The following is a 13516-nucleotide window of genomic DNA, read 5'->3' on the forward strand; positions in this document are numbered from 1 at the left end:
CTGAATATCGAATAAGGTTTGCCAGATGCTGATTATCCCCGCTATCGATCTCAAGGACGGCGCTTGTGTACGCCTGCGCCAAGGCCGCATGGAAGACTCCACCGTGTTCTCCGATGACCCGGTGAGCATGGCTGCCAAATGGGTAGAAGGTGGCTGCCGTCGTCTGCATCTGGTGGACTTGAACGGCGCCTTCGAAGGCCAGCCGGTCAACGGCGAGGTGGTGACCGCCATCGCCAAGCGCTACCCGAACCTGCCGATCCAGATCGGCGGCGGCATTCGCTCCCTGGAAACCATCGAGCACTACGTCAAGGCTGGCGTGAGCTACGTGATCATTGGCACCAAGGCCGTGAAAGACCCGGCGTTCGTTGCCGAGGCCTGCCGCGCATTCCCGGGCAAGGTGATTGTCGGCCTGGACGCCAAAGACGGTTTTGTCGCCACTGACGGCTGGGCTGAAATCAGCACCGTGCAAGTGATCGACCTGGCCAAGCAGTTCGAAGCCGACGGCGTGTCCGCCATCGTTTATACCGACATCGCCAAAGACGGCATGATGCAGGGCTGCAACGTGCCGTTCACCGCCGCGTTGGCTGCCGCCACCAATATTCCAGTGATCGCTTCCGGTGGTATCCACAACCTGGGCGACATCAAGTCGCTGCTGGACGCCAAGGCGCCTGGCATCATCGGCGCCATCACCGGTCGCGCGATCTATGAAGGTACCCTGGACGTCGCCGAAGCCCAGGCTTACTGCGATGCCTACAACGGCTGAGGACTGACCATGGCGCTGGCCAAACGCATCATCCCTTGCCTGGACGTCGACAACGGTCGCGTGGTCAAGGGCGTCAAGTTCGAGAACATCCGTGACGCCGGCGACCCGGTGGAAATCGCCCGTCGCTACGATGAGCAAGGTGCCGACGAGATTACCTTTCTCGACATCACCGCCAGCGTCGACGGCCGCGACACCACGCTGCATACCGTAGAGCGCATGGCCAGCCAGGTGTTTATCCCACTGACCGTCGGCGGTGGCGTTCGCACCGTGCAAGACATCCGCAACCTGCTCAATGCCGGCGCGGACAAGGTCTCGATCAACACCGCCGCCGTGTTCAACCCGGAGTTTGTCGGCGAAGCCGCGCAGCACTTCGGTTCGCAGTGCATCGTGGTCGCCATCGACGCCAAGAAAGTCTCAGGGCCTGGCGAAACCCCGCGTTGGGAGATCTTCACCCACGGCGGTCGCAAACCCACCGGGCTGGACGCGGTGGAGTGGGCGATGAAGATGGAAGGCCTGGGCGCCGGTGAAATCCTGCTGACCAGCATGGACCAGGACGGCATGAAAAACGGCTTCGACCTCGGCGTGACCCGCGCCATCAGCGATGCGCTGGGCATTCCGGTCATTGCCTCCGGCGGTGTCGGCAACCTGCAGCACCTGGCCGACGGCGTGATCGAAGGCCACGCCAGCGCGGTGCTGGCGGCGAGTATTTTCCACTTTGGCGAATACACCGTTCCGGAGGCCAAGGCCTACATGGCGGCGCGCGGTATCGTCGTTCGCTAAACGCTGCTGGACACCATGGCGAGCGCGCGGCACTCTCTGCGCTTGCCATGGATTCCGGTAACTTTCATGTTCAAACACCTGCTGCTCGCCCTCGCCAGTTCTTCCATGCTTTTGGCAGGTTCGGCCCGTGCCGAAGAACCGTCTGACGCCTCTTTGGTGTTGCTGACGGAAAACTTCCCGCCGTACAACATGGCAAAAAACGGCAAGAACTTCGCCAAAGACGAGAACATCGAAGGCATCGCCGTGGACATCGTGCGCGAGACCTTCAAGCGTGCTGGCATTTCCTACAACCTGACCCTGCGTTTTCCTTGGGAGCGAATCTACAAACTCGCCCTTGAAAAACCTGGTTATGGCGTATTCGTGATGGCGCGCCTGCCGGACCGTGAAGCCCTGTTCAAATGGGTCGGCCCCATCGGCCCGGACGATTGGGTGTTGCTGGCCAAGGCCGACAGCAAGATCCAGCTGGATGACCTGGAGCATGCGCGCCGCTACAAGATCGGCGCCTACAAAGGCGACGCCATTGCCGATACGCTGGAAAAGCAAGGCCTCAACCCACTGGTGGTATTACGCGACCAGGACAACGCGCAAAAGCTCCTGGATGGCCAGATCGACCTGTGGGCCACCGGTGATCCCGCCGGGCGTTACCTGGCGCGTCAGGTGGGCGTGACGGGGCTCAAGACCGTGTTGCGCTTCAATAGCGCGCAACTCTACCTTGCGCTGAACAAGGACGTACCGGACGAGCTGGTCGCCAAGCTTCAGGCCGCGCTGGATCAGCTGCGCAAAGACGGCGTGGTCGACGAGATCATGGCGCGCTACCTCTAACGGGCAAGAATTACTGTGTGAGCAGGCAAGCCAGCTCCCACAGGTAATACTGCATTTCAAATGCACCCATGCGGCGCACTGCAATCAGCGGGAAAACCACGGTCAAAAATGTGGGAGCGGGCTTGCCCGCGAAAGCCTTGTGTCAGTCACTGAATCTGCTGACTGACCCACCGCTTTCGCGAGCAAGCCCGCTCCCACAGGGGTAGGTCGCCATCTGATCTATCGGTACTGACCGTTCTTGCCATGCCCGGCCATGGCCTGATTGCCGCGCACGCTGATCATCAGCTTGATATCAATCCAGTCGATGCCCTGAGCCTTGAGCTTGGGCAACTCGCGCTCCAGCACCGCCAGCGTCTGCGGATAAGGGTGGCCGATCATCACCACCGAGCCCTGCTTGTGCGCCAGCTTGATCGCGGTTTGCAGTTGCGTGGTAATGGCCGCCTCGGTGCGCTCGTCATCGAGGAATACATCCCGCGAGACATGCGCCAACCCAATCTTTTGCGCTTCGGCGGCGGCGACGGTCTGCGCGCTGGTGCGGCTGTCGACAAAGAACTTGTTACGCCGCTGCAGCTCGCCCATCAACCAGGCCATGGCGTCCCGTTGGGCAGTCATGCGGCTGCCCATATGGTTGTTGATGCCAGCGGTGTAGGGCACGGCCTTGAACGCGGCGTCCAGGCGTTTGCCGAGTTCTTCGATCGGCAGCTCGGGGTGCCAGGCGAACGGGCCGGTGGCCGGGTCCATGGGCATGTGCAGGATCACAATCTTGCCGGCCTTGTGCGCTTCGCGGGCGAATTCGGCGGCGTGGGGCGTGTCCGGCATCACCGCCGTGGTCACCGGCCCGGGCAGGCCCAGCACGCGACGATCCCGAGGCAGGTTTTGCCCCAGGTCGTCGATGATGAGGGTCAGGTAGGCTTTGTGTGGCTCGCCGTCAGGCGTCGCGTGGGCGACGCCTGCCAGGCTGCACAACAAGGCGATGATCAGGGCAAAACGCATATCAACGGCTGCGCGTGATGCTCAGGCCTTTCAGCAGGCTCAGCGCCTGGGCCAGTTGGTAATCGTCGTCCTGCGGCATCGGCTTGGCTTTGGCGCCGCTGCCGGTTGGCTGGTCGGCACCGCCGTTGCCATTGCCCAGGTGACCTTGCAGGTCGGCCTCCTTGTAGTACTCGCTGTCGATCTCGTTGGTGATCTTGGCTTTACGCACTTCGATGTCCGGGACGATGCCCTGCGCCTGAATCGAACGGCCGTTCGGCGTGTAGTACAGCGCCGTGGTGATCTTCAATGCGCGGTCATTGTTCAGCGGCAGCACGGTTTGTACCGAGCCTTTGCCGAAGCTGGTGGTGCCCATCAGCACGCCGCGTTTCTGGTCCTGCAGGGCACCGGCGACGATTTCCGACGCCGAGGCGCTGCCGCCGTTGATCAGCACTGCCAGTGGCACGCCTTCGCTCAAGTCATTGCCGGTGGCCGAGAAGCGCAACTCGGAGTTGGCGATGCGGCCTTTGGTGTAAACGATCAGACCCTTGGTGATGAAGTGATCGACCACTTCCACCGCCGACTGCAACACGCCGCCCGGGTTGTTACGCAGGTCGAGCACGATGCCGTTGAGTTTCTTCCCGTTGTCTTTGCGCAGCTTGGCCAGGGCCTTGGCCACTTCGTCGCCGGTCTTGACCTGGAACTGGGTGATGCGGATGTAGCCGTAGCCGGACTCCAGCAGTTGGCTCTTCACGCTCTTGACCGTGATGGTCGCGCGGGCCAGGGTCACGTCAAACGGGTTGCCGCCGTCGCGCACCAGGGTCAGGGTGATTTTCTGGCCGAGCTTGCCACGCATCTTGTCGACAGCTTCGGTCATGGTCTGGCCGCGAGTCGGTTGACCGTTGATCTTCACGATCAGGTCGCCAGCCTGGATGCCAGCTTTGGACGCCGGCGTGTCGTCGATCGGCGAGACCACTTTGATCTGGCCGTCTTCGGAGCCGACTTCGATGCCCAGGCCGCCGAACTCGCCGCTGGTGCTTTCCTGCAACTCGGCAAAATCTTCCGGGCCCAGGTAAGCGGAGTGCGGGTCGAGGTTGCTGAGCATGCCTTTAATGGCATTTTCCAGCAGGGTTTTATCGTCTACGGGTTCGACATAGGCTGCCTTGATCCGGTCCATGACCTCGGCAAAGGTGCGCAACTCGTCCAGCGGCAGCGGGGCCTTGGTGGTCGCAGCCGTGGTCGCGGTCGTGGCGGCGGGTGCAGCCCCAGCGGCCTGGTCGGCAAAAGCCAGAGGCGCGCCGATCACCAGGGCGATCGTCAGGGCCAGCGAAGTGAGGCGGGACAAATGCAGCATGTCGAACGAACTCCTAATGTAGATGCGGCCCTATCCTTGGGAACGGCACCATTGTGCAGGGTCGCTCGGGCGGCCCTGCTGACGAATAGCGAAGTACAGCGCCGGAGTGTCCTGGCCACCACTGTTACCGACAGTGGAGATGGATTCACCGGCTTTTACAACATCACCTGCCGACTTGAGTAAAGTCTGATTGTGGCCGTAAAGGCTCAAATAGCCATTACCGTGGTCAAGAATCACCAACAAACCGGCGCCGCGCAGCCAATCGGCAAACACCACGCGCCCACCGTGAACGGCATGAACCTGGCTGCCGGCGGCGGCGCTGATCATGACCCCGTCCCATTTGGCGCGGGTATCGTCACCTCGGGTTTCACCGAAGCGTGCCAGTAGTCGACCATCAACAGGCCATGGAAGTTTTCCACGCGCTGAAGCAAAAGGTCCGCCGAACGACTCGCCGGCGCTGGAAACCAGCGGGCCAGGCGCTGCGCGCGCCGGTTTGCGTGGGGCCGGAGCGTCGGTGGTGGCGGCCAGTTCGGCTTCACGCTGACGCTTTTTTTCCGCTTCCTGCTGGGCGATCAGCGCTTTCTGCCGCGCTTCTTCGGCCTCACGTGCCTGGCGAGCCAGGGTTTCCTCGATGGTTTTGAGCACTTTGCCCAGGTCAGCCTGGTCTTGCTCGCGGGCCTGCAGTTTGGCGTCGCGGGCCTTCACATCGTCGTTGAGCTTGGCCAGGGCTAGCTGGCGCTCTTTGCGGACCTTGTCCAGCTGGTCGCGCTGGGTGTCGAGGGCGGTTTTCTGGTCGAGCAGTTGCGATTGCTGGTCGGCGATTTCCTGCTCGACGTTGGCCAACTGGCGCAGGGTTTCGTTAAAACCCTTCAACTGCGCCAGGCGTGCCTTGCTCAGGTAGTCGTAATAGGTGAGGGTGCGCGCGAATTTTTCCGGGTTCTGCTGGTTGAGCAGCAGCTTGAGGTATTCCTGGCGGCCGCTCTGGTACGCGGCGCGGGCCTGGATCGCAATCAGGCGTTGCTGTTCAACGCGTGCGCTCTGGAGTTTTTTTTTCTCAGCGTCGAGTCGCTCCAGTTCCGACTCGCTCTTCTTTAATTCTTTTTGTAGCTCCTGGACCTGCTTCTCGAGCTTGCCCATTTCGGTTTCGGTACCGCGCAGGTCTTTCTGCACCCCGGATTTCTCTTCCTGGAGCTTGCCGAGCAGTTTCTTCAACTCGGTAATGTCCTGACGCGTAGCGTCCAACTGTTGTTGGGTTTGTGCGCGCTCATCGGCAAATGCCGGTTGGAGCAGGCAGACTAGAGCGAGGGTAATCAAGGCGCGAAGCATAGAGGCGGGCGACACCAGGGAAAGGGACGGCCTAGTATGCCCGCCAAGCGCCGCAAAAAAAACGCCCAATTCGGGCTGGAAGGCAAGATAGGTGCCGAGTGGCGTTGGTATGGCGAAAAGATATCTACCAAACACAGGAGATCCAATGTGGGAGGGGGCTTGCCCCCGATAGCGGTGTATCAGCCACCTCTGTGTCAGCTGACCCACCGTAATCGGGGGCAGGCCCCCTCCCACACTGTTTTGCGGTGATGCTGGGGATCAAACCAGAATCGACGTGCCGGTCATCTCTTTCGGCTTCTCCAGCCCCATCAGCATCAACATGGTCGGCGCCACGTCCGCCAGCACGCCGCCGTGCCGAACTTTGAAGTCGCGCTTGCCAACATAGATGAACGGCACTGGCTCGGTGGTGTGCGCGGTGTGGGCCTGGCCGGTGGATTCATCCGACATCTGCTCGCAGTTGCCGTGGTCAGCGGTGATCAGCGCTTCGCCGCCGACTTTGTCCAGGGCGTCGACGATGCGGCCGACGCACAGGTCCAGGCATTCCACGGCTTTTACGGCCGCTTCCAGGTTGCCGCTGTGGCCAACCATGTCGCCGTTGGCGTAGTTGACCACGATCACGTCGTAACGCTGGTGCTCGATGGCATCGACGATCTTGTCGGTCACTTCCGGCGCGCTCATTTCCGGCTGCAGGTCATAAGTGGCGACTTTTGGCGACGGAATAAGGATGCGTTCTTCGCCCGGGAACGGTTCTTCACGCCCGCCGGAGAAGAAGAAGGTGACGTGAGCGTATTTTTCGGTTTCGGCGATGCGCAGCTGGGTCTTGCCGTTCTTGGCCAGGTAATCGCCCAGCACGTTTTCCAGGCTGCCTGGCGCGAAGGCCGACGGGGCCGGGATGTTGGCGGCGTATTGGGTGAGCATCACAAACTCGGCCTTTGGCTGGCGTGCGCGCTCGAAGTCCTTGAAGCCGGCATCGACGAATACATGGCTCAGCTCACGGGCACGGTCGGCGCGGAAGTTCATGAACACCACGGCGTCGCCGTCTTCGACTTTCACTGGCTCGCCGATGGTGGTGGCTTTGACGAATTCGTCGCTCTCGCCACGCGCATAGGCGGCTTGCAAGCCTTCCTGGGCGGTGGCCGCGTTGAATTCGGCCTGGCCGTCGACGATCAGGTTGTAGGCCTGTGCCACGCGGTCCCAGCGGTTATCGCGGTCCATGGCAAAGTAACGGCCGACCAGGCTGGCGATGCGGCCTTTGCCGAGGGCGGCGAAGGTGGCGTCGAGCAGTTCAATGGACGACTGGGCGCTTTTTGGCGGGGTGTCGCGGCCGTCGAGGAAAGCGTGCAGGTAAATTTTGTCGGCGCCGCGCTTGAAGGCCAGCTCGGCCATGGCGACCAGGTGGTCCTGGTGGCTGTGTACACCGCCGTCGGACAGCAGGCCCATGAAGTGCACGGCCTTGCCGGCCGCAACTGCTTTATCCACCGCCGCGCAAATGGCCGGGTTCTCGAAGAACTCGCCGTCACGGATCGATTTGGTCACGCGTGTGAAGTCTTGGTATACCACTCGTCCGGCGCCGAGGTTCATGTGGCCGACTTCCGAGTTGCCCATCTGGCCGTCCGGCAGGCCTACGTCCATACCGGAACCGGAGATCAATCCGTTGGGTACTGTGGCGCTCAGGCGGTCGAGTACCGGCTTCCTGGCCGAGTACACGGCGTTGTCGTGGTGGCTTTCACTGTGTCCGAAGCCATCGAGAATTATCAGGACCAAAGGTTTAGGCGTGGTAGTCATAGATCCTCTCGCGGCGGTAATAAAGGAAGGCAATCTAAAAGGGAGTGGCAGTTTAAAGCGAAGTTCCGACCACGTCACCGCTTTACGGGGGTTGGCCCCCCCTGACGGCTGTGTATACTTACCGCCATTTTAACGCCCTGGAACCTCCTTGATGGTTGATCACCTGATTGCATTTGCCACTGCCCACTACCTGCTCGCGGGTGCCTTCGTCATCCTGCTGGCGCTGCTGATCGCTCATGAAATGAGCCGCGGTGGCCGCAGCCTGAGCACGTCGGAGCTGACCGCGCTGGTCAACAAGGATGAGGCCGTTGTTGTGGATATTCGCCCGGCCAAGGATTTTGCCGCCGGCCATATCGTCGGCGCCCTGAACATTCCGCAGGACAAGCTGATCGCACGCTTGCCCGAGCTGGAAAAATACAAAGGCAAGACCATCATTCTGGTCGACGCCCAAGGCCAGCACGCCGGCACCCACGCCCGCGAGATGCTCAAGACCGGTTTCACCGCCGCCAAACTGTCCGGCGGTATCGGCAGCTGGAAGGCCGATAACCTGCCGCTGGTGAAGTGATATGAGCCAGGTTGTCGTTTATTCCAGCGATTATTGCCCTTACTGCATGCGAGCCAAGGCTTTGCTGGAGAAAAAGGGCGTTGCCTTCGAAGAGATCAAGGTCGATGGCAAGCCCCAGGTGCGCGCCGAGATGACCAAGAAAGCGGGACGCACGTCCGTGCCGCAGATCTGGATCGGCGACAAGCATGTCGGTGGTTGCGATGACCTGTTCGCCCTGGAGCGCGCCGGTAAGCTTGATGCGCTGCTGCTCGTCTGACTCCTAACCCCTAAAAGACCCCAAGATCAAGAAGGATCTGCGATGACTGACCAACAGAACACCGAAGCAGCGCAAGACCAAGGCCCACAATTCTCGCTGCAGCGGATCTACGTGCGTGACCTGTCGTTCGAAGCGCCGAAAAGCCCGGCCATCTTCCGTCAGGAGTGGACCCCAAGCGTTGCGCTGGACCTGAACACCCGTCAAAAGGCACTCGAAGGCGACTTCCATGAAGTCGTGCTGACCCTGTCGGTCACCGTCAAGAACGGCGAAGAAGTGGCCTTCATCGCTGAAGTGCAACAGGCCGGTATCTTCCTGATCCAGGGCCTGGACGAGGCTTCGATGAGCCACACCCTGGGCGCGTTCTGCCCGAACATCTTGTTCCCGTATGCCCGTGAGACCCTGGACAGCCTGGTCACCCGTGGCTCGTTCCCGGCGCTGATGCTGGCTCCGGTGAACTTCGATGCCCTGTACGCGCAAGAGCTGCAGCGCATGCAAACAGAAGGTTCGTCGACCGTTCAGTAATGGGCCCGACGCAGTAACCAATGTGGGAGGGGGCTTGTGTGGGAGCTGGCTTGCCTGCGATAGCGTCACCTGGGTATCACTGATACACCGAGGTGCCTGCATCGCGGGCAAGCCCAGCTCCCACACAAGCTCCCTCCCACATTTGCTATGTGTATTACTTGAAACCGAGCTGGCGCCAGCCTTCGTAGACGGCGACGGCCACGGTGTTGGACAGGTTCAAGCTGCGGCAGCCCTCACGCATCGGCAAGCGCAGGCGATGGCCGTCGGGCAGGGCGTCGAGCACCTCTGCCGGCAGGCCACGGCTTTCCGGGCCGAACAGGAAAGCGTCGCCTTCTGCAAAGCTGGCGTCATGAAATGGCCGCGAACCCTTGGTGGTGAACGCGAACAGCCGCGGGTGGCCCAGGCTTTCCAGGCAGCTGGCCAGGTCCGCATGGCGCTTGAGCGTGGCGTACTCGTGGTAGTCCAGCCCGGCGCGGCGCAGGCGCTTGTCGTCCATGTCGAAGCCCAGAGGCTCGATCAAATGCAGGTGGCAGCCACTGTTGGCGCACAGCCTGATAACGTTGCCGGTATTCGGCGGAATTTCTGGTTGAAAAAGGATGACGTGAAACATGCACGGCTCCGAAGGCAAAGATGCGCTGCATTCTACCCCCGAAGACGACCCAAGACCGAAGCTATTGCCCAGGGTTTTGGGCTCATTGGCGATTGTCGGTTTGATGATCGGCCTGATGATCGGCCGCCTCACAACGCCGGACCCGGTCGAGCTGCAACAGGTCGAGACCGCGACGGACGGCCTGGTGGTGTGGTTCAACAGCGAACCCAAGCTGCACGGCGAACATATCGACGGCACCGTGGCGCTGCTGTTCGACGCGCAGGGCAAGGCCGCCAGCGGGCAACTCAAGGTCAACGACAAGGATGTGAACTGGCGCATCCGCAAGACCGATGGCGGCTTGCTGCTGAACCTGGTGGCGGCTCGGCCGTTGCGCGGGGAGTGGAAAGGGGAGAAGGCCGATGGCCGTTGGCGGTTGCAGATCCATCTGCGCGAGGAATAAAAGAGGGAATCCCCGGCCTGCCTGTACCAAGGTTCCCAAAACGGGCTGGGGCTACGGGCGCTGTGCCACATAAGCCCCGGGTGTAAAGAAGGGAGTTCCCGGCCTGCCTGTACCAGGGCTCCCAAAACGGGGTGAAGCCAAAGGCTTCGGTGTTAAAGAGGGAATCCCCGGCCTGCCTGTACCGAGGTTCCCGAAACGGGTGTGGGGCGCGACGCGATCCGCATCAAGCACCCCGGGTGTAAAGAGGGGATTCTCGGCCTGCCTGTACCAAGGTCCCCGAAACTGGGTAGTACAAGGGTTATTGCAGGGCGCGTGCCAGAACTTGCAATGTGTGCCGAAAAAAATTGCCAGAAAGCGCAAAGCCCCGAAATACGGGGCTTTGGCGTTTTCGATGTTCAAGATTTTTTCAGCGACGCTGAGGTTTCAGGCGTTGAATCCGTGCCCGATGCCGGTTCATGGTGCATTGAAGCGGTGCACGGTCACGCAACCTTGTGGCGATCCAAACCAGCAGGCGATCAAAATGTAGGAGGGGGCTTGCCCCCGATAGCAGTGTGTCAGCCAGCGAGTATGTGGCTGATACACCGCAATCGGGGGCAAGCCCCCTCCCACATTTGATATTCAGTGGATGAGAAGGCTGTGATCAGCCTTCATCACCCTCATCATCATCGCCGCCATCGACCTTCATCCCCAGCTCCTTGATCTTGCGCGTCAAGGTATTGCGGCCCCAGCCCAGCAGCACGGCGGCGTCGCGGCGGCGGCCGGCGGTGTGCTTCAAGGCGGTTTCGATCATGATCCGTTCGAACGCCGGTACGGCGCTGTCGAGCAGGTTCGACTGGCCGCGTGCCAAGGCCTGATCGGCCCACTGGCGCAGCGCCTGTTCCCAGTTGGTCACCGGTGCCGAGTCCTGCGGCAGGCTGAGCAGCTCCGGCGGCAGGTCGCTGATATGCACTTCACGGCCGGAGGCCATGACGGTGATCCAGCGGCAGGTGTTCTCCAACTGCCGCACGTTGCCCGGCCACGGCAGATTCTTGAGGTACTCCTCGGTCTCGCTTTTGAGCAACTTCGGCTCGACGGCCAGCTCTTGAGCGGCGCGGCTGAGGAAGTGACGAGCCAGGGTCGGAATGTCTTCGCGGCGATCCGACATGCGTGGGATGTGGATACGGATCACGTTCAGACGGTGGAACAAGTCCTCACGGAATTTGCCCGCGTGCACCAGGGTTTCGAGGTTCTGGTGGGTCGCTGCAATGATGCGCACATCGACCTTGACCGGCGTGTGCCCGCCCACGCGATAGAACTCACCGTCAGCCAATACGCGCAGCAAGCGGGTTTGGGTGTCGGCCGGCATGTCGCCGATTTCATCCAGAAACAACGTGCCGCCGTCCGCCTGTTCAAAGCGCCCGCGACGCAGGTTGGCCGCGCCGGTAAACGCGCCTTTTTCATGGCCGAACAGCTCGGATTCCATCAAGTCCTTGGGAATCGCCGCCATGTTCAGCGCGATGAACGGCGAAGCCGCCCGCGGGCTGTGGCGGTGCAAGGCATGAGCCACAAGCTCTTTGCCGGTGCCCGATTCGCCGTTGATCAGCACGGTGATGTTGGAGTGGCTCAAGCGCCCGATGGCGCGAAACACTTCCTGCATCGCCGGCGCTTCGCCGATGATCTCCGGGGTACGGGTCAGGGCCGGTGGGGCTTCCTGGTTCTGTTGTTCCTGGGCGTGTTGGTTGGCGCGCTTGACCAGCGCCACGGCCTCGTCCACGTCGAACGGCTTGGGCAGGTATTCAAAGGCACCGCCCTGATAGGACGCGACAGCGCTGTCCAGGTCCGAGTGCGCGGTCATGATGATCACCGGCAGGCGCGGGTGCTGCTCGCGGATGCGCGCGAGCAAATCCAGGCCACTGGCACCGGGCATGCGGATGTCGGAGATGATCACGTCCGGCTGCTGGCGCGCCAGGCGGCTCATCACCCCGTCGGCGCTGTCGAAGCTCTGGGTGGTCATGCCTTCCTGTTGCAAGGCTTTCTCGAGGACCCAGCGGATAGAACGGTCGTCATCGACGATCCAGACAGTTTCACTACGGCTCATGTCGATGGGGCTCCTTGTTCCAGAGGCAGAAAGATCGAGAAGGTGGTGTGACCGGGATGGCTCTCACACTCGATCAATCCCTGGTGCTGGCTGATGATGTTCTGGGTAATGGCCAGGCCCAGCCCGGTACCGTCCGGGCGGCCGCTGACCATGGGAAAGAAGATGGTTTCCTGCAGTTCTGCAGGAATGCCCGGGCCGTTGTCGATGATCTCGACCTTGGTTACCAGGCGGTGGCGCACATGGCCGATGGTGAATTGGCGCAGGGCACGGGTGCGCAGGCTGATGCGGCCCAGGCGCAGCTCGTTCTGGCTGCTGATGGCCTGCATGGCGTTGCGCACGATATTGAGCACCGCCTGGATCATCTGTTCGCGATCGATCAACACGTCCGGAATGCTTGGGTCGTAGTCGCGTACCAGGGTGATGCAGCCTTGGCTTTCGGCCTCGACCAACTGGCAAACGCGTTCCAGCACTTCGTGCACGTTGGTCATCGCCAGCGACGGCAATTTGTTGGAGCCGAGCATGCGGTCCACCAGGTTACGAAGGCGGTCGGCTTCTTCGATGATGACGTTGGTGTAGTCCTTGAGGTTCTCGTCCGGCAGCTCGCGGGCGAGCAATTGCGCGGCGCCGCGAATGCCGCCCAGCGGGTTCTTGATCTCATGGGCCAGGCCGCGCACCAGCATCTTGCTGGTTTCCTGCTTGGACAGCTGCGCTTCTTCTTTAGTAATACGCAGCAAGCGGTCGCGCGGGTGCACTTCGAGCAGCAGCAAGGTGGCGCCGTTGCTCAGGATCGGGGTTACTGCGTAGTCGACGGTCAGGGTCTGGCCGGTGAGGGCGGTGAGCATCGCTTCGCGCTTGGTGAACGGGTGTGCCTGCTCCACCGCCTGGCGCAACGAGCTCAAGGCTTCGGCCGACTCGGTGAACAATTCGCTGATGAACTGCCCATGGCTGCGCTGGCCGCTGATGGCCAGGAGCATCTCCGCCGCCGGGTTCATGTACTCAAGACGCAGGTCGTCATTGAGCAGAATGGTCGCGGTGGTCAGGTTGTCGAGTAATAAACGGTGCAGTGCATCGCTGATGGTCATCAGGACCTCTTTTGGAGCAAGGCGCGGGCTTGAGGCACACGCTGATACAAGGAAAATGCAAAAACCAAACCAAGGCTCCGAAAAGAAGCGTTAAAGCCCTGAAATAGGGGTTTAAGGCGCGAAACTGTGGCGTTCTGCCAGCTCACTCGGGAAGATTCGAACCAAA

Annotated in this window: 14 protein-coding genes; 7 read left to right on the forward strand and 7 right to left on the reverse strand. The window is 61.4% G+C overall.

Annotated elements, in window-relative coordinates; genetic code table 11:
• Window positions 1-25: 25 nt before the first annotated feature.
• The 3 genes from hisA to FPT15_RS08075 all read left to right on the forward strand — a co-directional run bounded on the left by hisA (window position 26) and on the right by FPT15_RS08075 (window position 2365).
• Window positions 26-763 (forward strand): 1-(5-phosphoribosyl)-5-[(5-phosphoribosylamino)methylideneamino]imidazole-4-carboxamide isomerase, encoded by a 738-nt coding sequence (hisA, locus tag FPT15_RS08065; protein ID WP_145159883.1) that lies wholly within the window; start codon window positions 26-28, stop codon window positions 761-763.
• A gap of 9 nt (window positions 764-772) precedes the next feature.
• Complete coding sequence (gene hisF / locus FPT15_RS08070; RefSeq protein ID WP_003171107.1) at window positions 773-1543, forward strand: imidazole glycerol phosphate synthase subunit HisF; 771 nt, start codon at window positions 773-775, stop codon at window positions 1541-1543.
• Window positions 1544-1609: 66 nt separating this feature from the next.
• Window positions 1610-2365, forward strand: coding sequence for an ABC transporter substrate-binding protein (locus FPT15_RS08075; protein WP_145159885.1), 756 nt, complete (start codon window positions 1610-1612; stop codon window positions 2363-2365).
• Window positions 2366-2584: 219 nt separating this feature from the next.
• Here the strand turns inward: FPT15_RS08075 and FPT15_RS08085 are convergent, their stop codons facing one another.
• The 4 genes from FPT15_RS08085 to gpmI all read right to left on the reverse strand — a co-directional run bounded on the left by FPT15_RS08085 (window position 2585) and on the right by gpmI (window position 7799).
• Complete coding sequence (locus FPT15_RS08085) at window positions 2585-3358, reverse strand: divergent polysaccharide deacetylase family protein (RefSeq protein WP_145159887.1); 774 nt, start codon at window positions 3356-3358, stop codon at window positions 2585-2587.
• A gap of 1 nt (window position 3359) precedes the next feature.
• Window positions 3360-4688: a S41 family peptidase gene (locus FPT15_RS08090; RefSeq protein WP_145159889.1), complete on the reverse strand. Its 1329-nt coding sequence runs from the start codon at window positions 4686-4688 to the stop codon at window positions 3360-3362.
• 30 nt (window positions 4689-4718) lie between these two features.
• Window positions 4719-6014, reverse strand: coding sequence for a murein hydrolase activator EnvC (locus FPT15_RS08095; RefSeq protein ID WP_145159891.1), 1296 nt, complete (start codon window positions 6012-6014; stop codon window positions 4719-4721).
• A gap of 258 nt (window positions 6015-6272) precedes the next feature.
• Window positions 6273-7799, reverse strand: a complete 1527-nt coding sequence (gpmI, locus tag FPT15_RS08100; RefSeq protein ID WP_145159893.1) for a 2,3-bisphosphoglycerate-independent phosphoglycerate mutase — start codon at window positions 7797-7799, stop codon at window positions 6273-6275.
• A 151-nt stretch (window positions 7800-7950) separates the two neighbouring features.
• Between gpmI and FPT15_RS08105 the strand changes: the two genes are divergently transcribed.
• The 3 genes from FPT15_RS08105 to secB are packed head-to-tail and all read left to right on the forward strand — an operon-like array spanning window position 7951 to window position 9142.
• Window positions 7951-8364 carry a rhodanese-like domain-containing protein gene (locus tag FPT15_RS08105; protein ID WP_145159895.1) on the forward strand — a complete coding sequence of 138 codons (414 nt, stop codon included), beginning with the start codon at window positions 7951-7953 and terminating at the stop codon, window positions 8362-8364.
• A 1-nt stretch (window position 8365) separates the two neighbouring features.
• A complete protein-coding gene (gene grxC, locus FPT15_RS08110; RefSeq protein ID WP_053253893.1) occupies window positions 8366-8620 on the forward strand; it encodes a glutaredoxin 3 in 255 nt (84 codons plus the stop codon).
• A gap of 42 nt (window positions 8621-8662) precedes the next feature.
• Window positions 8663-9142, forward strand: a complete 480-nt coding sequence (secB, locus tag FPT15_RS08115) for a protein-export chaperone SecB (protein WP_106577478.1) — start codon at window positions 8663-8665, stop codon at window positions 9140-9142.
• A gap of 154 nt (window positions 9143-9296) precedes the next feature.
• On the opposite strand, the gene FPT15_RS08120 is transcribed toward secB, so the two are convergent.
• On the reverse strand, window positions 9297-9752 hold the full coding sequence (locus FPT15_RS08120) for a tRNA (cytidine(34)-2'-O)-methyltransferase (RefSeq protein WP_003171120.1): 456 nt from the start codon (window positions 9750-9752) through the stop codon (window positions 9297-9299).
• Between FPT15_RS08120 and FPT15_RS08125 the strand changes: the two genes are divergently transcribed.
• A complete protein-coding gene (locus tag FPT15_RS08125; RefSeq protein ID WP_145159897.1) occupies window positions 9751-10191 on the forward strand; it encodes a hypothetical protein in 441 nt (146 codons plus the stop codon). The two genes, FPT15_RS08120 and FPT15_RS08125, sit on opposite strands and share 2 nt — an antisense overlap.
• A 640-nt stretch (window positions 10192-10831) precedes the next feature.
• On the opposite strand, the gene ntrC is transcribed toward FPT15_RS08125, so the two are convergent.
• Together ntrC and glnL are read right to left on the reverse strand one after the other, a co-directional pair.
• Window positions 10832-12268 carry a nitrogen regulation protein NR(I) gene (ntrC, locus tag FPT15_RS08135; RefSeq protein ID WP_003218003.1) on the reverse strand — a complete coding sequence of 479 codons (1437 nt, stop codon included), beginning with the start codon at window positions 12266-12268 and terminating at the stop codon, window positions 10832-10834.
• Window positions 12265-13350, reverse strand: coding sequence for a nitrogen regulation protein NR(II) (gene glnL / locus FPT15_RS08140; RefSeq protein ID WP_016979130.1), 1086 nt, complete (start codon window positions 13348-13350; stop codon window positions 12265-12267). The genes ntrC and glnL overlap by 4 nt, the downstream gene beginning before the upstream one ends.
• Window positions 13351-13516 lie beyond the last annotated feature (166 nt).

Origin of the sequence: Pseudomonas sp. RGB (assembly GCF_007713445.1) — a bacterium.
Classification (GTDB): domain Bacteria; phylum Pseudomonadota; class Gammaproteobacteria; order Pseudomonadales; family Pseudomonadaceae; genus Aquipseudomonas.